This is a genomic window from Roseococcus thiosulfatophilus (assembly GCF_017311575.1).
GTDB lineage: Bacteria > Pseudomonadota > Alphaproteobacteria > Acetobacterales > Acetobacteraceae > Roseococcus > Roseococcus thiosulfatophilus.
Genome location: NZ_JAFFQY010000011.1, coordinates 186,791 through 204,450, shown reverse-complemented (window position 1 = coordinate 204,450; position 17,660 = coordinate 186,791). Strand labels below are relative to the sequence as shown.

Below are 17,660 nucleotides of genomic sequence, written 5' to 3'. Positions count from 1 at the left end.
GTGTGGCGCCGGGTCACACCCGCTGGTGCAACGCCGCGATCAGGGTGAAGAGGCGGCGCGCCGTCTCGAAATCCACCGCGATTCGGCCTTCCAGGCGTGACATCAGCAATTCGGCGGCCTCGTTGTGCAAACCACGGCGGCCCATGTCGATTGCCTGCACGCGTGCCTCCATGGCGCCATGGGTCACGGCCTCCTCGTGGTTTTCCACCAGCATCAGATAGTCCTTGATGAGGCGGCGGAAGGGGCCGAGCGAGAGCACGATGGCCCGCAGCGCCACATCATCCGCGCGCCGCACATCCAGCACCAGCCGCCCCTCGCGCACCATCAGGTGCAGCGCGAAGGGGCCTTCGCCCATGCCGGCGGGATCGAAACGGTTGCCACGCAAGAGGTCCTCGATGGCTTGGCGGCGATCGGCCTCGGCATAGGCGGAAGGCGGAGGTGGCGCGTCGGGCAGTTCGATCCGCACCAGGTGACGGTCGGGCACCTTCAGGTCCTGGGGTCTTCGGCCAGGCGGGGCTTGGCGTCGGGCGGCGGGCGCTGGTCATTGCCGGTGATGCCCAGCCGCAGCATGAGCCCCACCGTCGCCCCCTTCACCGGCCGCAGCAGCAGCGTGGTGAAGATCGTGATCAGCGGCAGCCACACCACCATGTGCACCCAGATGGGCCAGCCCCAGTGCCGCTCCACGAAGAGAATGGGCGGCAGCAGCAGGTGACCCACAATGAAGATGGTGAAGTAGGGCGGGGCGTCATCGGCGCGGAGCTGGCCCAGCGGCGCGTGGCAATGCCCGCATTCCTCGGCCACGCGCAGGAAGCCCGAAAAAACCTTGCCCTCGCCGCAGACCGGGCAACGGTTGTTCGCACCTCGCCACAGCGCGGTGGCGAAGGGCGGGCGCGGATAGCCGGGCGGCACCGCCGCGCGGGGCGGGGACCAATGGATCGTCTCGGCGGGGGTCGGCGGTGTGGGGGTCATGTTGCAATGCACAAAGGAGCGGAGAGGAATGGACCGGCGAAAAGATCATGGCAAGGAAATCCGCCCGATGCCATGCTCGACCACATGAGTGAGCGCATCCTTGTCATCAATCCGAACACCTCGCATGCCTGCACCGCAGGGATTGCGGAGGCCGTCTCCCCTTTCAACGCGCCCGGACTGCCGCGGTTGGACGTGGTGCAACTGGCCGATGACGAGGGCCCGCCAGCCATCGTCACCTGGCGGGACTGGTTCGCCGTGGCCGAGCCCCTGTGCCGGACCATCGAGCGCGAGGCGGCCGCCGCCTACATCATCGGCTGCGTGAGCGACCCGGGGCTGGAGGCCGCGCGCACCGTCACCGACAGGCCCGTGCTGGGCATGTTCCGCTGCGCCGTGGCGGCCGCGCTCACCCGCGCCGAGCGCTTCGGCGTGGTGGGCTTCACCTGGCGCTCCGAGCAGCGGCAGCGCCGCGCCCTGCAATCCATGGGGGTGGAGGGGCGCATGGCGGGCTGGCTGCCGCTGGACCTGCCCATGGAGGTGCTGACCGACCCCGTGGCCCCGCAGGCGCGCATCGCCGAGGCGTCGCGCCGGCTGGCGGCCGAGGGCGCCGAGGTCATCATCCTGGGCTGCGCCGGCATGGCGCGGCATGTGGCGGTGGCGGCCGAGGCCTCCGGCCTGCCGGTGATCGAGCCCTGCCAGGCGGCGGCGGCGGCGGCGCAGCTTGCCGTGATCGGCGCGCGCCAGCCGGCCCTGACGGCATGAGCGGGGCGGAATTGCTGCGGCGCTACTACGCCGCCTTCAACGCGGGCGACTGGGACGGGATGGCGGCACTGCTGACCGAGGATGTGGCGCATGACGTGAACCAGGGCGGGCGCGAGACGGGCCGCGCCGCCTTCCGCGCCTTCCTGGACCGGATGGCCCACCACTACGCGGAGCGGGTGGAGGACCTGGTCGTGATGGAAAGCGCGGATGGCGCCCGCGCGGCGGCGGAATTCACCATCCATGGCCGGTATCTGGTGACGGATTCCGGCCTGCCGGAGGCGCGGGGGCAGACCTACGCGCTCCCGGTCGGCGCCTTCTTCGAGATCGCGGGTGGGAAGATCGCCCGCGTCACGAATTTCTACAATCTGAAAGAGTGGATCGCGCAGGTCGGGTAGCGGATTGGCGGGCGGCTGATTCACGCCTTCGGTGATTCCACCGAAGGCGATCAGACGCTCAGACCCACTCCGGCTCCTCCACCGCGTCCACCTCGATGTTCACCACCACCTCCTCCGTGCCGCTGCGGACCAGGACGCAGTGCAGTTCCTCCGTGTCGGACGCGTTGAGTTCCTGGTGGGGCACATAAGGCGGCACCTGGAAGAAGTCGCCGGGGCCGGCCTTGGTGATGAATTCCAGCCGGTCGCCCCAGCGCATCAGCGCATGGCCGCGCACGATGTAGATGATGCTCTCCAGCGGGCCATGGTGATGCGGCCCGGTCTTGGCCCCCGGCTTGATGAGGTTGGTGCCGGCCCAGAGATGGGTGGAGCCGGTCTTGCTGCCGCTGATGGCGGCCATGCGGCCCATGCCCAGCGTCTCGGGCGTGTCGGCGCTGCGCTCGGCGGAGAGGACGCGGCGGATGCCGTGGTGGCGCCAATAGGCGCCGGACTGCTTGATGGAACCGTCGGGCATTTTCACATCCTATGAACGTGCATTCCTGGGGCGGCATTGTAGCCCTCCGCCGTGGAATGTCACGCCTTGAATGCGAAATTCTTGCGCAAGTAATTACGCGAACGGCGCGTGATATTACTACAACCCCAGCCGCGCCCAGGCCGCCCGCTCCTCCGCCGCCAGCGCCGCGCCCTCCAGCAGCGCGGCCCCGCCCCCCAGCAGCGAGAAGGGAAAGCGCCGCCGCCGGGGTCCGATGGGCACCAGCCGCGCCGTCTCGCCATAGCGGCGCCTGGCTTCGCCGAGCGCGTCGCCCAGCCCGTCGCATAGCCCCAGCGCCAGCGCCCGACGCCCGGCCCAGAAGCGGCCGGTGAAGACCTCCTCCTCCGGCGCCGTCAGCTTCGCGCCGCGCCGGGCGCGCACCCAGTCCTTGAACTCGGTGTGGAGTTCCTCCAGCAGCGCGTCGAGGCGCGCCGTGTCTTCGGGGCGCTGCGGGCGGAAGGCGTCGTTCAACGTCTTCTCGGTGCCGGCGGTGCGAAGGCGGCGCTCCACCCCCAGCCGCGCGATGGCCTCCTGGAAGCCGAAGCCCGAGGAGACGACGCCGATGGAGCCCAGGATGGAGGCCGGGTCCGCCACGATCTCATCCGCCGCGCAGGCGATCCAGTAGCCGCCCGAGGCCGCTGCGTCCTCGCAGATGGCGATGACGGGCTTCTTCTTCTCCTCCGCCAAGTGCCTGATGCGGTTTGCGATCAAGGCCGACTGCACGGGCGAACCACCCGGCGAGTTGATGGCCAGGAACACCGCCGGCGCGCGCTTCATCCCGAAGGCGCGCTCCAGCACCGGCGCCACGCCCGCCAGGTTCAGGCCGCTGATCACGCCGCCCCGGGCGGCGATCATCCCCTCCAGCCGGACCAGGGGGATGACGGGGGGGCGGGCGCGAAAGGGATTCCACATGCGGCCAAGATGCCCCCCCGGTGCATCGGCGCAAGCGGCGCCCCACATGGAGGGCATGGAAAACACCCGTGACATCCTGCTGGCCACGCGGCGCATCGCCCTGGTCGGCGCCTCCGACAAGCCGCACCGCGCCTCGCACGAGGTGATGGGCTTCCTGCTGGCGCGCGGCTACGAGGTGACGCCCGTGAACCCCGCCCTGGCCGGCCGCGAGATCCATGGCCAGCGCGTGGTGGCGAGCCTGGCCGAGGCCGGGCCGCTCGACATGGTGGACATCTTCCGCCGCAGCGAGGAGGCCGGGGCGGTGATGGACGAGGCGGTGGCGCTGGGCGCCCGCACCCTCTGGCTGCAATTGGGCGTGGTGGACGAGGCGGCCGCCGCCCGCGCCCGTGCGAAAGGGTTCGCTGTCGTCATGGACCGGTGCCCCGTGATCGAATGGCGCACACAGGGCCTGCCACCCCGTGTGACCCCTGTATGAACTTCTTGAAATCCACCCGCCGTTGTTCCACCTGCTGCGCCCAGGGGAGCACGCGAATCGCCCCCCGCCCCAAGAGAGGACACCCATGACCGACGAAGAGCGCCGGATCATCACCGACTACGTGCTGCGCGTGGCCGGCGCGCAGCCCGCGGCCACACAGGCCGCCCCCGGCCGCATGCCCAACACCGGCGCGGCGCCGACGCAGCCCCTGCCGCCGGTGGAGCCGCAGGCCGATGCGCTGATCGCGGAGCTCTTCGCCAAGCACCCCGAGGCGCGCTTCCGCATCACCCAGACCGCCTTCGTGCAGGAGCACGCGCTGGTGGCCGCCCAGAACCGCATCAAGGAGCTGGAGTGGGAGCTGGAGAAGGCCCAGCGCGAGGGCCAGGCCGCCCAGAACCGGGGCTTCTTCGGCTTCGGCGGGCAGAAGCCCGTCTCCATGCCGCCGCGCCCGGAGCCGCAATTCCCCCCTGGCCACAACCCGCAGGCCCTGCAGGGCCGCCAGGGGCCTGGCTTCCTGGGCACGGCCATGATGACGGCGGCCGGTGTCGCCGGCGGCATGGTGCTGGGCAACATGCTGATGGGCATGATGGGCGGCGGCGGCGCGCAGGCGGCCGGCGCCTCCGGCGGCGATTTCGCGCAGGAGGCGGTGCCCGCCTCGTCGCCCTGGACCGACCCGGGTGCGGCGGCCGAGCAGCAGGGCTGGGGCACGCCGCAGCAGGATGCCGGCGGCGGCTATGACGACATGGGCGGCCAGGACGCGCATGGCGCCTATGACGATGCCGGTTACGATGATGGCGGCGGCTTCGACGACGACCTCTGAGCCCTGACGGCTCTTTGTCTTTGCGCCTGGGGAGGGGATAACCATCTCCATGCGCATCCCTGATCTCGACCTCGACCTGCTGCGCGGCTTCGTGACGGTCGCCGAGCGCGGCGGCTTCACCGCGGCCGGACAGGCGCTGGGCCTCACCCAATCGGCCATCAGCCTGAAGGTGAAGCGGCTCGAGGATTTGCTGGGCGGCCCCGTCTTCCTGCGCGGCGCCAAGCGCGTGGCGCTGACGCCGGAGGGCGAAACCCTGCTGGCCTATGCCCGCCGCATGCTGGCGCTGAACGAGGAGGCGGTGCGCCGCTTCGTCACCCCCCCCGTGGAGGGCCGCCTGCGCCTGGGTGTGGCCGACCATTTCGTGCCGCGCCACCTGGCGCCCGCGCTGGCGCGCCTCTCCCGCACCTGGCCCGAATTGCGGATCGAGGTGGAGGTGGGCCGCAGCCACGAGCTCCGCGCGCGCCTGGCACGTGAGGAACTCGATCTTGTGCTGGGCAAGCGCCGCGATGGTGAGACGGAAGGCCGCGTCATCTTCACCGAGGCGGTGGTCTGGGTGGCCGCGCCCGATTTCGCGTGCCCGCCCGGCCGGCCCCTGCCGCTGGCCATGCTGCCCCAGGGCTGCATGTTCCGCGACCGCGCGCTGACGGCGCTGGCGCGGGCGGGCGTGGCGTCGGAGGTGGTCTACACCTCGCCCAGCCTCATGGGCGTCGCGGCCGCGGCCGAGGCGGGTTTTGCCGCCAGCGTCATGGGCCGCACCGGCCTGCCCGAGGGGCTGGTGGAACTGGACCACCTGCCCCCCTTGGGCACCGCCGAGATGTGCCTCTTTGGCGATGCCGCCGGGCAATCGCCGGTGGTGGAGCCGCTGCTGGAGTGGCTGCGGGGGGTGTGAGCCCCCCCGCGCGTCGTTCAGGCCGCGCTGCGTTCCAGCAGTTCGATCGAGATGTTCTCCGGCCCCTTGATGAAGCAGATATGGATCCCCGGGCGCGCCTCGTTGGGCTCCATTGTGAAGACCACGCCCTTGGACTTCAGCTCCGCCACCACGGCATCCAGCCCCTTCACCGCGAAGCCGAAATGATCAATGCCCTTGTTCAACCCATCGGGCGCCGTGAGGTCGCTGGCCTCCGCCTGGGTGATCAGGATGGTGGCGCCGCCCAGCTTCACATCCACCCGCGGCTTGCCCGTGGTGATGCGGCCGGTGATGGCGCCGCCCAGCATGTCCACGAACCATTGCGCGGCGGCCTCATGGTCAGCGGCCCGGAGGTGGATGTGGTCATAGGTGAGGTTCATGGGATGTCCTTTCAGGCGAAGCGGAAACGGCCATTGCTGACCACGACGATGTCGCGCTCGACGACGCGGGCGCGGAAGGCGGCCCCGCCTTCCTCGCGCCAGATCTCGGTGCGGATGGTCTCGCCCGGATAGACGGGCGAGGAGAAGCGCAGATCCATCCGGCCGAACCGCGCGGCGTCATAGCCGCACATCTCGCGCAGCAGGGCGTGGCAGACCACGCCGAAGGTGCAGAGCCCGTGCAGGATGGGGCGGGGGAAGCCGGCCTTGGTCGCCACATCGGGGTCGATGTGCAGCGGGTTGAAGTCGCCGTTCAGGCGGTAATAGGCGGCCTGTTCGGGGCGGGTGGCCAGGTCGCAGGTGATCTCGGGCGCGCCCTTGGGCTCCGGGTGCGGGGGCTTCACGGGGCCGGGCTTGCCGCCGAAGCCGCCATCGCCGCGGGCGAAGGTGGTGCTTTCGAGTGTCGCGATCTTCTCGCCGGTGGCGGCGTCCAGCACCACGCGGTCGGAGTAGATGAGCGCGCCCTTGCCCGGGCCGCGGTCCACGATGCCGGTGACGCTGGACCGCCCGATGATCTCGCCCGAGACGGGCACGGGCCGGTGCAGGATGAGCGATTGCTCGCCATGCACCACCTTCACCCAATCCACCCCAGTATCCGGCGCCTTCAGCCAGAAGCCCGGATAGCCCAGCACGACGGGCATGGAGGGCAGGGCGGTCATCTGCGGTTCGTAGGTGTAGGGAAGCTGGGCCTTGTCCATCGGGTCCTGGCCCAGGCCGACACTCAGGTTGTACAGCGCCACATCCTGCCAGCGCAGCACCTGCCGGATTTCCGGGATGGGGTAGTTCAGCAGATGCTGTTCGTCGATCACGGCGTGATCTCCAGCACGGCATCGGCGGCATAGGCGCCCTCGCCCTCGGGCAGCACCAGCAGCGGGTTGATGTCCACGCCCGCCAGGCGCGGCCCGGCCGCGGCGGCGAAGGCCGAGAGGTTGGCGAGCGCCTTGGCCAGCGCCGCCACATCCGCCTTCGGGCGCCCGCGCGCGCCGTCTAGCAGCGGGAAGCCCTTGAGCGAGCGGATCATCTGTTCGGCCTCCGCCTCGCCGAAGGGGCAGCGGCGGAAGGCGACATCCTTCAGCACCTCGATGAAGATGCCGCCCAGGCCCACCATCGCCACCGGCCCGAAGACCGGGTCGCGCAGGATGCCGAGCGCCATCTCGGTGGCACCCTTGATCTGCTTCGCGACCAGCACGCCCTCGATATGCGCGGTGGGGGCCTTCTCGCCCGCGCGGCGCAGCAATGTCGAAAAGCCCTCGCGCACCGCGTCCAGGCTGTTCACGTCCAGCAGCACGCCGCCGATCTCGCTCTTGTGGAGGATGTTGGGCGAGAGGATCTTCATCACCACCGGGAAGCCGAATTCGCGGGCGGCGGCGATGGCCTGGTCCACATCGGCGCAGGCGCGCTCGGGCACGGCGGGGATGCCGGCTTCGGTCAGGATGCGCTTGCCCTCGGCCTCGGTCGGCGTCTTGGCGGGCAGGGTCACGGCGGGGGCGGCGGGCGGTGCCGAAGCCACGCGCGCGAAGGCCTCGCCGAAGCGGCCCATGGCATGGAGCGCCGCCACGGCGCGCGTCGGGTCCTCATAGATCAGGAAGCCGTCCTGTTCGTATTCGCGCACCATCTCGTCCGAGGCGATGATGCACAGCGCCCAGAGCCGGTCCGGATGGTCCTTCATCACGGCCTTCATCTGCGCCCGCACCTTGGGCGCATTGGTCTTGGACCCGCCGACCTGGGTGAAGAAGCCGAGGCAGGAGGTGTAGCCGCCTTCCTCCACCATGGAGCGCGTGAATTCGCCGATCAGCTCGATCTGGTTGAAGGCCTGGGCCGTGCAGTCCACCGGGTTGCGCGGGGCGCAGAAGGGCACGAAGCCACGCAGCTTCGCCTGGGCGGCCTCCGGCATGGCGGGCATGGGGAAGTCGAGGCTCTCCGCCACGTCCGAGATCAGCACGCCCGCGCCGCCCGAGACGGTCATCACGCCCAGCGTGTTGTTCACCGGATAGATGCGCTTCGTCGCCGTATAGGCGATGTCCAGCAGCTCCTCCGTGTTGCGGGCGCGGACCACGCCATATTCGTTCAGCACCGCATCCGTCACCGCGTCATCGCCCGCGATGGAGGCGGTGTGGGACTGCGCGGCGGCGCCGCCGAGTTCGCTCTTGCCCACCTTCATCATCACGATGGGCTTGCGGTTGCGGCGGGCGAGGTCGAGGGCCGCCAGGAATTTGTCGCTCTCGCGGATGCCCTCGGCATAGGCGCAGATCACGTCCACGTCCGGCGAATGGGCCATCCAGCCCAGCACATCGCCCAGCGCCACCTCGGCCTCGTTGCCCGTGGTGACGACGACGCCCGTGCCGATGCCGCGCTTGCGCGCCAGCGAATAGACATGGGTGCCATAGGCGCCCGATTGCGAGGCGATGCCGATGCGCCCCGCGATGGGCCAGCCCTGCTCGAAGCTGGAGGAGAAGATCGGGTAGAAGCCGATCGCGTCATTGAACAAACCAAGGCAATTGGGCCCGAGCATGCGGATGCCGTGACGCTTCGCCGCCGCCACCATGCGCGCCTGCGCGGCCGCACCCTTCTCGTCCACCTCCGCGAAGCCCGCGGTGAAGACGATGGCGGCCTTGGTGCCCTTCTGGCCCAGCGCCTCGATGGCCTCGATCGCGGCCTCGCCGGGCACGGCGATCAGGCCCACATCCGGCGTCTCGGGCAGGCTCGCCACATCGGCGAAGGCCTTGATGTCCTGCACGGAAGGCCGCTTCGGGTTCACCGGGAAGATGGTGCCCTTAAAGCCGCGCTGCTTCATGTAGGCGATGGGCCGGCCACCGATGCGCGTGGCGTCATCCGAGGCGCCGATGATGGCGATCGAGCGCGGCCGGATCATCGGGTCGAGCGTGGAGAAGTCCATGTGACAGGCGTTCCTGTGTTCTTGCTTGGTCAGGCGTCGAGCAGGCGGCGCAGCACCGGCACCGCCCGGTTGAGGTCATCGAGCGGCACATGCTCATGCGGCGTGTGCGCGGTCACCATCACCGAGGGGCCCAGCACCACGCAGGGCGCCAGCGCCTGGAGTTCCGAGGCATCGGTGCCATAGGGCGCGGTGCGGGGTGCGGCGTTGGTGGCGCGCATGGCGGCGCGGATCAGCGGGTGCTCCTCGGGCAGTTCGGGCGGGCGGCCTTCATAGGCCTCCTCCAGCGTGATGCCCTGGGCGCGGGCGGCGCGGCGCATGGCCTCCACCACGGGCGCGGGGTCCACGCGGGCGGAATAGCGGAACTTGATGCGGGCGGTGGCGCGCGGCACCGTCACGTTTACCGCCGTGCCGTGATTGTCCAGCACCAGGTTGAAGTCGCTGAAGGGCGGGTCGTAGGCGGGGTCTTGCAGCGTTTCGTCCTGGCGCAGGCGCTCGAACATGGCGCGGGCTTCCACCAGGAAGGGGATCAGCGCCCAGTTCGCGTTGCGCCCCTGGCCGGTGGAGGAATGCGCCTGCACCCCCTCGGCCGTGGCGGTGAAGAGCACATGGGCGCGGTGGCCGCGCACCGGGGTCAGCGCGGTCGGCTCCGCCACCACGATGCCGCGCAGCTCGGCGCGGCGGGCCAGCGCGGATTGCTCCGCGATCAGGCGGGCACCCTGCTTCGTGGTTTCCTCGTCGGTGGTCAGCAGCAGCGTGGCGCGCGGCGCGGCGCGGGCGGCCATGACGCAGGCGGCGACCGGCCCCTTCATGTCCACGCTGCCCAACCCGTGCAGCACGCCGTCGCGGATCTCGCCGGACCATGGGTTGGTGGTCCAGCCCGTGTCGGGCACCGTGTCCATGTGGCCGGAGAGGGCGATGCCGCCCGGGCCGCCCTTGTGCGCCACGATCACGCATTTCGGCACGCCTGCGGGGTCGGTGAAGTCCAGACGCTCCACCTCGAACCCCTCCAGTTCCGCGACCAGGCGTTCGGCCACGGCCAGGTTGGACACGAAGCTGCGGCTGTCCATCCGCACAAGGTCGGCGGCCAGCCGCGCGAGGTCGTTTTCCATGGGCGCGAGGCTTGCCCGAAGCGCCGCCGCGCGCAACCCTCCCGCCCCGCATGACCCAGTATCTCGACCCCCGCACCGGCACCACCTGGCCCCTCGAAACCCCCCGCTGGTGCGGCGAGGGCAGGGCGCCCCTGCTGCTCACCGACCTGCCCGGCATCGGCCGCGACGACATCGCGACCGGCGTGCGGAGCATCTGGCGCTACGCCGCCGCCTTTCCCTTCCTGCCGAGGGCACCCATCACCATGGGCGAGGGTTGCACGCCGTTGGTCGAGACGGCGCTGCCGGCCGGCACCGCCCTGCTGAAATGCGAATGGTTCATGCCCACGGGCAGCTTCAAGGACCGCGGCGCCTCCGTCATGCTGTCGCTCCTGCGCGAGCAGGGCATCACCGCCGTGCTGGAGGACAGTTCGGGCAATGGCGGCGCGGCCGTTTCCGCCTATGCGGCCGCCGGCGGCATGGCGGCCACCATCTTCGTGCCCGCCAGCACCTCGCCCGCCAAGACGGTGCAGAGCCGGGCGGCGGGCGCCTCCATCACCCTCGTCCCCGGCACCCGGCAGGATTGCGCGGAAGCGGCCGAGCGCGAGGCGGAGCGCATCTTCTACGCCAGCCACAACTGGCACCCCTTCTTCCTGCAAGGCACCAAGACGCTCGCCTATGAGCTGTGGGAAGACCTGGGCTTCGTGGCCCCCGACAACATCATCATCCCCTGCGGGGCAGGGTCGAACGTGCTGGGGCTCTATATCGGCTTTTCCGAGCTGCTGCGGGCGGGGCAGATCGAGCGCCTGCCGCGCCTCTTCGCCGCCCAGCCGGCGCATTGCGGGCCCATCGCGCGCGCCGCGCTCGGCCTGCCGGCCGAGGACGCTAAGCCCACCATCGCGGAGGGCACCGCCATCGCCCAGCCGCTGCGCCTGCCCGAATGCGTGGCGGCCCTTCATCAATCGGGCGGCGGCGCGGTGCTGCTGGAGGAGGCGGAGATCGCCGAGGCCTCCTTGATGCTGGCGCGCCGCGGCATCTATGTGGAGCCCACCTGCGCCCAGGCGGCCGCGGGCTTCGCGCGGCTGTTGTCCGCCGGACAGATCGCGCCGGGCGAGAGCACGGTGGTGGTCCTGACCGGCACGGGGCTGAAGGCCACGCCGCGCTACGCCGAAATGCTGGGGGTCGAGATCTGATGAAACGCGTTGCCCTTCTGGGCTTTTCCATCGAGTGCAACCGCTTCGCCCCCGTGGCGACCGAGGCCGACTTCGCCGCGCGCTGCCTGCTGCGCGGCCAGGCCATCCTGGAGGATGCCCGCAGCCCCGCCCCGCGGGCGCTGGGCGAGATGCCGGGCTTCGTCGCCGACATGGACGCGGCCGGCCCGTGGCAGCCCCACCCTTTGCTGCTCGCCATGACCGAGCCCAATGGCCCGGTGGACCACGTCTTCTTCCTGCGCCTGATGGACGAGTGGCGCGAGGGCTTGCGCCTGCTGCGCGGCCGGGTGGACGGCGTCTATTGCGTGATGCATGGCGCGGGGCTGACCACCGTGCTGGATGACCCGGAGGGCGCCATCCAGGCGCTGATCCGCGCGGAACTGGGCGAAGTGCAGCTGGTGTGCAGCTACGACCTGCACGTGAATGTCAGTGACGCCAATGTGGCGCTGAACGACGCCTTCGTGGGCTACCTCACCAACCCGCATCTCGACATGCGCGAGCGTGGCGCCGAATCCGCGCAGCTTCTGTGCCGGCTGATGGGCGGCGAGCGTTTCGTGCGCGCCCATCGCCGCCTGCCTATCGTGCCGCCCACCGTCTCGCTGCTGACGGCGGCGGGGCCTTATGCGGAGGTCATCAACCTCGGCCAGGCGCGCTGCGCCGCTGACCCGCGCATCGTGAACGTCTCGGTGATGGCGGGCTTCGCCTATAGCGACACGCCCTTCAACGGCATGTGCGCCATCGTCACCGCCACGCACCAGGGCGCGGCGGATGCGCTGGCCGACGAACTCGCGGATGCCTTGTGGGAACGCCGCGCCCGCTTCGTGGCGGCGCTCACGCCCCTCGAGGAGGCGACGCAGCGCGCACTCACCACCGATGTCCCGCTCGCCTTCGCCGATGTGGCCGACAACCCGGGCGGCGGCGGGCGCGGCAACACGATGTGGCTGCTGGAGGCCTTCCACCGCGCGGGCGTGCAGGGCGCGGTGTTCGGCGTAATCCATGACCCGGAGCTGGCGCGCGAGGCCCATGCGCTGGGGCAGGGCGCCCGCTTCGAGGCGCGCTTCAACCGTAACAGCGGCCAGGACCCCTTCTCCCGCCCCTTTTCCGCCGAAGCCGAGGTGGTGGCCCTCTCCGACGGCAAGGTCACGGGGCGGCGCGGCATCTTCAAGGGCACGGCGATGCGCCTCGGCGCCACGGCGCGGCTGCGCCTGGGTGGCATCGAGGTGGTCGTCATCGAGGGCCGCACCCAATGCGCGGACCCGGCCTTCCTGGAGCACCTCGGCATTGACGTGGGCGCCGCGCGCTGCGTCGTCGTGAAGTCGCGCGGGCATTTCCGTGGCGGCTTCGACGAGTTCTTCGACCATTCGCGGATTGTGGAGGTGGACGCGCCGGGCCTGACCTCGCCCATCCTTTCCCGTTTTGAGTGGACCAAGCTGCCCCGCCCCGTCCTGCCGCTCGACGAGGAGAGCCAGTGGCGCTGAGAGGTGTTCTCGCCGCGCTGATCCTGCTCGCCGCGCCCGCCTGGGCGGATGAGGCGCATTGCGCCGCGCTGCGCCGCCTGCTGGCCGAGGCGCCGCAGGGCTTCGGCGGCGTGGCGGAGGGTGACCTCGTCTTCCCGGGCGCCCTGCGCGCGGCGCGTGACGGCACCCGCTTCGAGGTGACGCTGCTGCAGCACGAGGAAACCCGCGCGCCGGCCCCTCGCCTCTACCGCCAGCTCCGGCGCGCCATTCCCGAATGCCTGCCTGGGGCCGAGGCGCTCGGCGAATCCCGCATTCCCGCGCGCCACGCCATCGCCTGGGCCATGCCCGGCGCGGAGGTCGAGATGTGGCTGGACCGCCCGCCCGGCGCGGGCCACTACGCGCTGCATATCGCCGTCGCAAGGACGCAAGCCCGATGACCTTGGATGACCTGCCCACCCCCTGCCTGGTGCTCGACCTCGGCGTGCTCAAGCGCAACCTGGCGCTGATGGAGCGCGCGATGGCGCGCCACCCGGGCGTGGCGCTGCGCCCGCACCTGAAGACGGCGAAGTCGCGCGAGGTGGCGGAACTGGCGGCGCCGAACCACGGCCCCATCACCGTCAGCACGCTGGCCGAGGCGCGGTATTTCGCGGACGGCGGCTGGCGCGACCAGATCTACGCCGTGGGCATCACCCCGCAGAAGCTGGACGCGGTGGCGGCGCTGAATGCGGCTGGCGCGGATGTGAAGGTCATCACCGACGATGTGGAGGCGGCCGGCGCCATCGCCGCCCATCCCGGCCCGCTCCGTGCGCTGGTCGAGGTGGATGTGGGCGAGGGGCGCGGCGGCGTGCCGCCCGCCGAGGCGCTGCCGGTGGCGCGCGCCCTGGGCGGCAGGCTGGCCGGCATCTTCACCCATGCGGGCCATTCCTATGGCGGCCGCAGCGCGGCGGAGATGGAGGCCATCGCCGAGCAGGAACGCGCGGGCGTGGCCGGTGCGGCGCAGGCGTTGCGCGAGGCGGGGCTTTCCGTGGACATCGTGAGCCTGGGTTCCTCGCCCACCGCGCTGCACGCCAAGTCGCTGGCCGGGATCACGGAGGTGCGCGCGGGCGTCTACATGTTCGGCGACCTGTTCCAGGCGCAGCTCGGCACCCATCCGGAGCAGGACATCGCCGTGACGGTGCTGACCAGCGTCATCGGCCGCAAGCTTGCGCGCGGGGCGCTGCTGCTGGACGCGGGCGCGCTGGCGCTGTCCAAGGACCGCAGCACGGAGAAGGCGCCGCGCGACTACGGCTTCGGGCTGGTGCTGGACCTGGACGGGCAGCGCGCGCATGGCGAGGCCATCATCACCCGCGTCCACCAGGAGCATGGCGAGGCGAGCCCCATGCCCGACCTGCCCGTGGGCACGAAGCTGCGCGTCGCCCCCAACCATTCCTGCCTGACGGCGGCGGCCTATGAGCGCTATCATGTGGTGGACGGATCACGCCAGGTGATCGCCACATGGGGGCGCGTGAACGGATGGTAGCACGCCACGAGGACTGGTCGGCGCTGCGCGCCAGCGAGACGGCGCGGATGCTGGACGCCTGCACGCAATGCGGCGCCTGCGCCGAGGCCTGTCCCATGCTGCCCTATGCGCCGGCCGCCGCCGGCGCCGCCGCGCCGGACCTGGTGCGCGGCGTGCTGGGTGCGCTGACGGGCGGGCCGAGCGACCCGGCCGCGCTCGGTTGGATCGCCGCCTGCACCCGCACGGGAAGCTGCAATGCCGCTTGTCCGCACGGGGTGAACCCCATGCTGATGCTGCGCCTGGCCAAGTGGCGGGCCAACGAGACGGGTGCCCTGCCCAAGCGTGACGCGTCCGAGACCATGTCGCGCGTGAAGGTCTTCGCGCGGCTGGGCTTCACCGAGGAGGAGCAAAGGGAATGGCTGTGACCGAGAACCTCTTCTGGTATGGCTGCAACATGACGCGCCATGGCGAGATCATTCGCCTGAGCCAGCGCCTGCTGGAGGCGGTGGGCGTGGGTGCGGCGCCCGTCGGCGGTCCCGGCGCCTGCTGCGGCAGCCCCAAGGAAAGCACGCCGCGCATCGCGGAGGGCATGGCCGACCGCACCATGGACAAGTTCGCGGCGAGTGGTGCCAACCGCGTCATCACCTGGTGCCCGTCCTGCCACATGAACCTCGACGATTTCATGGGGCAGTCGAAGGAACAGGACTTCGACAGCCGCCACCTCTGCGAGGCGCTTTGGGAGCGGCGCGAGGCCCTGGCCCCGCTGCTGATCCATCCGGTGAAGACGCGCTTCCTGGTGGACCGGCATGTGGGCTTCCACAAGCAGGTGCCGGTGAACGACATCATTCCCGGGTTGCTTTCGATGATCCCGGGGGCGGAGCATGTGGATCACAAGCTGCGCGGCGCCTCCTACATGTGCTTCGGGCTGGCGAATGTGCCCGGCGCCCTGCCGGACCATCTGCGCGCCACGCTGGACGCGGTGCGGGAGTCGGGCGCGGACACGCTGGTGACCATCTTCCACTCCTGCCACCGCGAGATGGTGGGGCTGGAGCGCGACCATGGCGTGCGCGTGCTGAACTGGGTGCACCTCCTGGCCGAGGGCATGGGCTGGGACTACAGCGACGACTACAAGACCTGGCGCAACGCCGAGGACAAGCTGACCGCCATCGGCCCCGACCGCGTGGCCGAGGCCGGCGAGGTGGCGGTGCGCAAGCTGGTCCTGCCCGAACTGGAACGCCCCCGCCCGGTGTGACGAGGGGCCACGGGCCGTGCCCGTGATGCCCGGAAAGCCCCGATCGGCGGCGCGGCTTCGCCGCGCCAACGGGGAAGCCCCGGCAGGATCAACACCAAACCGGGGCCCCCACGAAAGCGCAAAGCGATTTCGTGGGGAATGGAGACGGGGCCCCCCGCGAAAGCGCAAAGCGATTTCGTGGGGAGTGAGACGGGGCCCCCGCGAAGGTTTCGGCGGCGCTCACGCCGCCGGCGTGACGTCCGCCGAAAACTTCGTGGGGATGGGCATCAGCCCATCTGCAAATCCATCCCCGCCGTCAGTTCGATCCACTTGGCCCGCACGCGCTCGATCGCCGCGCCGAAATCCTGCGGGCCGAGCCAGATCGGGTCCGTGTCCATCTGCCGCAGCCGCGCCTGCAGCGCGGGCCGCGCCATGGTCTCGCGGAAGGCCTCGGCCAGGCGGGTGTGGACGCGCTCGGGCAGGCGGGCGGGGGCGAGCATGCCCACGAAGCCGCTCCAGCCGCGGCCGATGTCGTGCCCCTGCTCGACAAAGGTGGGAACCTGCGGCAGTCCGCCCGCCCGCGCATCGCCGAGTGCGGCCAGCGGGACCATGGTGCCGCTCTCGATATGCGGGCGCATGGTGGTGAGGCTGTTGATGCCGCAATCCACCTCCTGCCCCAGATAGGCCGAGAGCATGGGCGCCTCGCCGCGATAGGCCACATGCGTCATGCCGAGGTTGAGCTGGTTGTTCAGCGCCAGCGCGAAGACATGCGCGCTGGACCCGGCGGCCCAGGAGCCGAGGTTCAGCCCCCGCCCACGCCGCGACTGCTCCCGCGCGAAGGTGATGAACTCCGGCAGGTTGCGCGGCCCGAGCGCCGCCCGGCTCATGAAGATCAGCGTGGTGGTGCCCATCTGGCCGATGGGCGTGAAGTCGCGCACCGCGTCATAGGGGTTCTGCCGCAGCACCACCGGCGACTGCACCAGCGAGGTGATGGTGAAGAGCAGCGTGTATCCATCCGCGGGCGCGCGGGCCACGGCCTCGGCGCCGATCATGCCCGCCGCACCCGAGCGGCTTTCCACCACGAAGCTGGTTCGCAAGATCTCGCTCATCGTCTCGCTGACCAGCCGCGCCCAGACATCGGTGGCGCCGCCGGGCGGGAAGGGAACGATGACGCGGATGGGGCGCTCGGGCTGCCAGGCGCCCTGGGCGAGGGCGGGGGCGGCAAGGCTTCCGGCACCAAGGGCCGAAGCCCCCGCAAGCGTGAGCACGCTGCGACGATTCATGTGTGTTTTCCTCCCTTTGGTGGGAGGGAGGTTAGGCAGCCGGGCCAGGGCTTGGGAAGCACCTATCTGTCACGCCCGTCACTTTCCAGGGCATGAAGCGGCGGGGCGGGCGTTACCGCCGCGCCTCCGCGATCTGCTGCGCCGTCAGGGGCGCGTGCGTGCGCTGGGCTTGCGCGGCGGGTGCCGCGGCCTGCGCGACCATGCTGCCGGCCGGGCGGTTGTGGATGAAGCCATGCGTCGGATAGACGCGGCCGAAGGCCTCGGCGCTGTGGCCGACCTGGACGCGCACGCGGGTCCAGTCATTGGCGTCCGAGACGTCCATCACGCGTACGCCGCGCATGACGCTGCCGCGGCGGATGCCGGGGCCACCCCAGTTCGCGTGGTCGATCTCGATGACGCGGGCATCCACCACGCGCGAGACGACGGCCACATGGCCCATCCGCATGCCGCCCGAGGCAGGGAAGGAGAGGATGGAGCCGCGCTCCGGCCGCTGGCCGCGGGCATAGCGCCCGGCGGCATTGTGCCACCAGTCGCGGCCATTGCCGCTGATGTCCATGCCCGTGACCTGGCGCGCATAGGGCACGCAGGAAATGCCACTAGAGGTGGCGGCGCGCTGGCCGGAGGTGGTACGGGCGGGGGCGGGACGGGTGGCCGCGGGCCGGCTGTTGGTGCCCGGATTGCGGGTTTCGGTGCGGGCGTCGCCGCGGGCGGCATAGGCGTCAGGGGCCCAGCTGAGAGCCAGGCTCATCGCGAATATGGCGGCCACACGGCGCATTCCGATCCCTCCTGGACCGCG

At 70.9% G+C, this 17,660-nt stretch carries 21 protein-coding genes; 11 read left to right on the top strand and 10 right to left on the bottom strand.

All coding sequences use genetic code 11. The features are described 5' to 3' along the window. Positions 1-13: 13 nt before the first annotated feature. Positions 14-484, bottom strand: coding sequence for a UPF0262 family protein (locus tag JTN19_RS06695; RefSeq protein WP_184384214.1), 471 nt, complete (start codon positions 482-484; stop codon positions 14-16). Positions 485-486: 2 nt separating this feature from the next. Beyond that, positions 487-969 carry a DUF983 domain-containing protein gene (locus JTN19_RS06690; protein WP_206931131.1) on the bottom strand — a complete coding sequence of 161 codons (483 nt, stop codon included), beginning with the start codon at positions 967-969 and terminating at the stop codon, positions 487-489. Between the two features lie 84 nt (positions 970-1,053). On the opposite strand from JTN19_RS06690, the gene JTN19_RS06685 reads away from it, so the two are divergent. Together JTN19_RS06685 and JTN19_RS06680 are read left to right on the top strand one after the other, a co-directional pair. After that, positions 1,054-1,728, top strand: coding sequence for an aspartate/glutamate racemase family protein (locus tag JTN19_RS06685; protein ID WP_206931130.1), 675 nt, complete (start codon positions 1,054-1,056; stop codon positions 1,726-1,728). Continuing rightward, positions 1,725-2,123, top strand: a complete 399-nt coding sequence (locus tag JTN19_RS06680; RefSeq protein WP_206931129.1) for a ketosteroid isomerase-related protein — start codon at positions 1,725-1,727, stop codon at positions 2,121-2,123. Before JTN19_RS06685 ends, JTN19_RS06680 begins: the two co-directional genes overlap by 4 nt. 58 nt (positions 2,124-2,181) lie before the next feature. On the opposite strand, the gene JTN19_RS06675 is transcribed toward JTN19_RS06680, so the two are convergent. Next, positions 2,182-2,634, bottom strand: coding sequence for a cupin domain-containing protein (locus JTN19_RS06675; RefSeq protein WP_206931128.1), 453 nt, complete (start codon positions 2,632-2,634; stop codon positions 2,182-2,184). 117 nt (positions 2,635-2,751) lie between these two features. After that, positions 2,752-3,564 carry a S49 family peptidase gene (locus JTN19_RS06670; RefSeq protein ID WP_206931127.1) on the bottom strand — a complete coding sequence of 271 codons (813 nt, stop codon included), beginning with the start codon at positions 3,562-3,564 and terminating at the stop codon, positions 2,752-2,754. 55 nt (positions 3,565-3,619) lie between these two features. On the opposite strand from JTN19_RS06670, the gene JTN19_RS06665 reads away from it, so the two are divergent. The 3 genes from JTN19_RS06665 (at position 3,620) to JTN19_RS06655 (ending at position 5,748) form a co-directional block, all read left to right on the top strand. Continuing rightward, entirely contained in the window at positions 3,620-4,039 is a 420-nt protein-coding gene (locus JTN19_RS06665) for a CoA-binding protein (protein ID WP_242530921.1), read from the top strand. Between the two features lie 85 nt (positions 4,040-4,124). Further along, the gene (locus JTN19_RS06660) at positions 4,125-4,859 is read left to right on the top strand and encodes a DUF2076 domain-containing protein (RefSeq protein WP_206931125.1); all 735 of its coding nucleotides are present in this window, start codon (positions 4,125-4,127) and stop codon (positions 4,857-4,859) included. Between the two features lie 49 nt (positions 4,860-4,908). After that, positions 4,909-5,748 (top strand): LysR family transcriptional regulator, encoded by an 840-nt coding sequence (locus JTN19_RS06655; protein ID WP_206931124.1) that lies wholly within the window; start codon positions 4,909-4,911, stop codon positions 5,746-5,748. 17 nt (positions 5,749-5,765) lie between these two features. Here the strand turns inward: JTN19_RS06655 and JTN19_RS06650 are convergent, their stop codons facing one another. Genes JTN19_RS06650 through JTN19_RS06635 form a run of 4 tightly spaced genes read right to left on the bottom strand, consistent with a single transcriptional unit; the run spans position 5,766 to position 10,208 of the window. Further along, positions 5,766-6,146 (bottom strand): VOC family protein, encoded by a 381-nt coding sequence (locus tag JTN19_RS06650; protein ID WP_206931123.1) that lies wholly within the window; start codon positions 6,144-6,146, stop codon positions 5,766-5,768. Positions 6,147-6,157: 11 nt separating this feature from the next. Further along, positions 6,158-7,012, bottom strand: coding sequence for a MaoC/PaaZ C-terminal domain-containing protein (locus JTN19_RS06645; RefSeq protein WP_206931122.1), 855 nt, complete (start codon positions 7,010-7,012; stop codon positions 6,158-6,160). After that, the gene (locus JTN19_RS06640) at positions 7,009-9,099 is read right to left on the bottom strand and encodes an acetate--CoA ligase family protein (RefSeq protein WP_206931121.1); all 2,091 of its coding nucleotides are present in this window, start codon (positions 9,097-9,099) and stop codon (positions 7,009-7,011) included. Before JTN19_RS06640 ends, JTN19_RS06645 begins: the two co-directional genes overlap by 4 nt. Before the next feature lie 29 nt (positions 9,100-9,128). After that, a complete protein-coding gene (locus JTN19_RS06635) occupies positions 9,129-10,208 on the bottom strand; it encodes a M20/M25/M40 family metallo-hydrolase (protein WP_206931120.1) in 1,080 nt (359 codons plus the stop codon). Between the two features lie 50 nt (positions 10,209-10,258). On the opposite strand from JTN19_RS06635, the gene JTN19_RS06630 reads away from it, so the two are divergent. The 6 genes from JTN19_RS06630 to JTN19_RS06605 are packed head-to-tail and all read left to right on the top strand — an operon-like array spanning position 10,259 to position 15,602. Further along, the gene (locus JTN19_RS06630) at positions 10,259-11,377 is read left to right on the top strand and encodes a pyridoxal-phosphate dependent enzyme (protein ID WP_206931119.1); all 1,119 of its coding nucleotides are present in this window, start codon (positions 10,259-10,261) and stop codon (positions 11,375-11,377) included. Next, entirely contained in the window at positions 11,377-12,873 is a 1,497-nt protein-coding gene (locus JTN19_RS06625) for a M81 family metallopeptidase (RefSeq protein ID WP_206931118.1), read from the top strand. The genes JTN19_RS06630 and JTN19_RS06625 overlap by 1 nt, the downstream gene beginning before the upstream one ends. Beyond that, positions 12,864-13,289: a hypothetical protein gene (locus tag JTN19_RS06620; RefSeq protein ID WP_206931117.1), complete on the top strand. Its 426-nt coding sequence runs from the start codon at positions 12,864-12,866 to the stop codon at positions 13,287-13,289. The genes JTN19_RS06625 and JTN19_RS06620 overlap by 10 nt, the downstream gene beginning before the upstream one ends. Next, positions 13,286-14,371 (top strand): alanine racemase, encoded by a 1,086-nt coding sequence (locus JTN19_RS06615; protein WP_206931116.1) that lies wholly within the window; start codon positions 13,286-13,288, stop codon positions 14,369-14,371. The genes JTN19_RS06620 and JTN19_RS06615 overlap by 4 nt, the downstream gene beginning before the upstream one ends. Then, positions 14,365-14,775: a (Fe-S)-binding protein gene (locus tag JTN19_RS06610; RefSeq protein ID WP_206931115.1), complete on the top strand. Its 411-nt coding sequence runs from the start codon at positions 14,365-14,367 to the stop codon at positions 14,773-14,775. The genes JTN19_RS06615 and JTN19_RS06610 overlap by 7 nt, the downstream gene beginning before the upstream one ends. Further along, entirely contained in the window at positions 14,766-15,602 is an 837-nt protein-coding gene (locus tag JTN19_RS06605; RefSeq protein WP_206931114.1) for a heterodisulfide reductase-related iron-sulfur binding cluster, read from the top strand. Before JTN19_RS06610 ends, JTN19_RS06605 begins: the two co-directional genes overlap by 10 nt. A gap of 266 nt (positions 15,603-15,868) precedes the next feature. Here JTN19_RS06605 and JTN19_RS06600 read toward each other — a convergent pair whose 3' ends face one another. Both JTN19_RS06600 and JTN19_RS06595 read right to left on the bottom strand, forming a co-directional pair. Beyond that, on the bottom strand, positions 15,869-16,864 hold the full coding sequence (locus JTN19_RS06600; RefSeq protein ID WP_206931113.1) for a Bug family tripartite tricarboxylate transporter substrate binding protein: 996 nt from the start codon (positions 16,862-16,864) through the stop codon (positions 15,869-15,871). A 112-nt stretch (positions 16,865-16,976) separates the two neighbouring features. Further along, the gene (locus tag JTN19_RS06595) at positions 16,977-17,612 is read right to left on the bottom strand and encodes a CHAP domain-containing protein (RefSeq protein WP_242530920.1); all 636 of its coding nucleotides are present in this window, start codon (positions 17,610-17,612) and stop codon (positions 16,977-16,979) included. Positions 17,613-17,660 lie beyond the last annotated feature (48 nt).

Bases quoted from the DNA above. Each gene is read 5' to 3' on its own strand.
- JTN19_RS06690 (WP_206931131.1), bottom strand. From the start codon at position 969: ATGACCCCCACACCGCCGACCCCCGCCGAGACGATCCATTGGTCCCCG.
- JTN19_RS06685 (WP_206931130.1), top strand. From the start codon at position 1,054: ATGAGTGAGCGCATCCTTGTCATCAATCCGAACACCTCGCATGCCTGC.
- JTN19_RS06680 (WP_206931129.1), top strand. From the start codon at position 1,725: ATGAGCGGGGCGGAATTGCTGCGGCGCTACTACGCCGCCTTCAACGCG.
- JTN19_RS06675 (WP_206931128.1), bottom strand. From the start codon at position 2,634: ATGCCCGACGGTTCCATCAAGCAGTCCGGCGCCTATTGGCGCCACCAC.
- JTN19_RS06670 (WP_206931127.1), bottom strand. From the start codon at position 3,564: ATGTGGAATCCCTTTCGCGCCCGCCCCCCCGTCATCCCCCTGGTCCGG.
- JTN19_RS06665 (WP_242530921.1), top strand. From the start codon at position 3,620: ATGGAAAACACCCGTGACATCCTGCTGGCCACGCGGCGCATCGCCCTG.
- JTN19_RS06660 (WP_206931125.1), top strand. From the start codon at position 4,125: ATGACCGACGAAGAGCGCCGGATCATCACCGACTACGTGCTGCGCGTG.
- JTN19_RS06655 (WP_206931124.1), top strand. From the start codon at position 4,909: ATGCGCATCCCTGATCTCGACCTCGACCTGCTGCGCGGCTTCGTGACG.
- JTN19_RS06650 (WP_206931123.1), bottom strand. From the start codon at position 6,146: ATGAACCTCACCTATGACCACATCCACCTCCGGGCCGCTGACCATGAG.
- JTN19_RS06640 (WP_206931121.1), bottom strand. From the start codon at position 9,099: ATGGACTTCTCCACGCTCGACCCGATGATCCGGCCGCGCTCGATCGCC.
- JTN19_RS06635 (WP_206931120.1), bottom strand. From the start codon at position 10,208: ATGGAAAACGACCTCGCGCGGCTGGCCGCCGACCTTGTGCGGATGGAC.
- JTN19_RS06630 (WP_206931119.1), top strand. From the start codon at position 10,259: ATGACCCAGTATCTCGACCCCCGCACCGGCACCACCTGGCCCCTCGAA.
- JTN19_RS06625 (WP_206931118.1), top strand. From the start codon at position 11,377: ATGAAACGCGTTGCCCTTCTGGGCTTTTCCATCGAGTGCAACCGCTTC.
- JTN19_RS06615 (WP_206931116.1), top strand. From the start codon at position 13,286: ATGACCTTGGATGACCTGCCCACCCCCTGCCTGGTGCTCGACCTCGGC.
- JTN19_RS06610 (WP_206931115.1), top strand. From the start codon at position 14,365: ATGGTAGCACGCCACGAGGACTGGTCGGCGCTGCGCGCCAGCGAGACG.
- JTN19_RS06605 (WP_206931114.1), top strand. From the start codon at position 14,766: ATGGCTGTGACCGAGAACCTCTTCTGGTATGGCTGCAACATGACGCGC.
- JTN19_RS06600 (WP_206931113.1), bottom strand. From the start codon at position 16,864: ATGAATCGTCGCAGCGTGCTCACGCTTGCGGGGGCTTCGGCCCTTGGT.
- JTN19_RS06595 (WP_242530920.1), bottom strand. From the start codon at position 17,612: ATGAGCCTGGCTCTCAGCTGGGCCCCTGACGCCTATGCCGCCCGCGGC.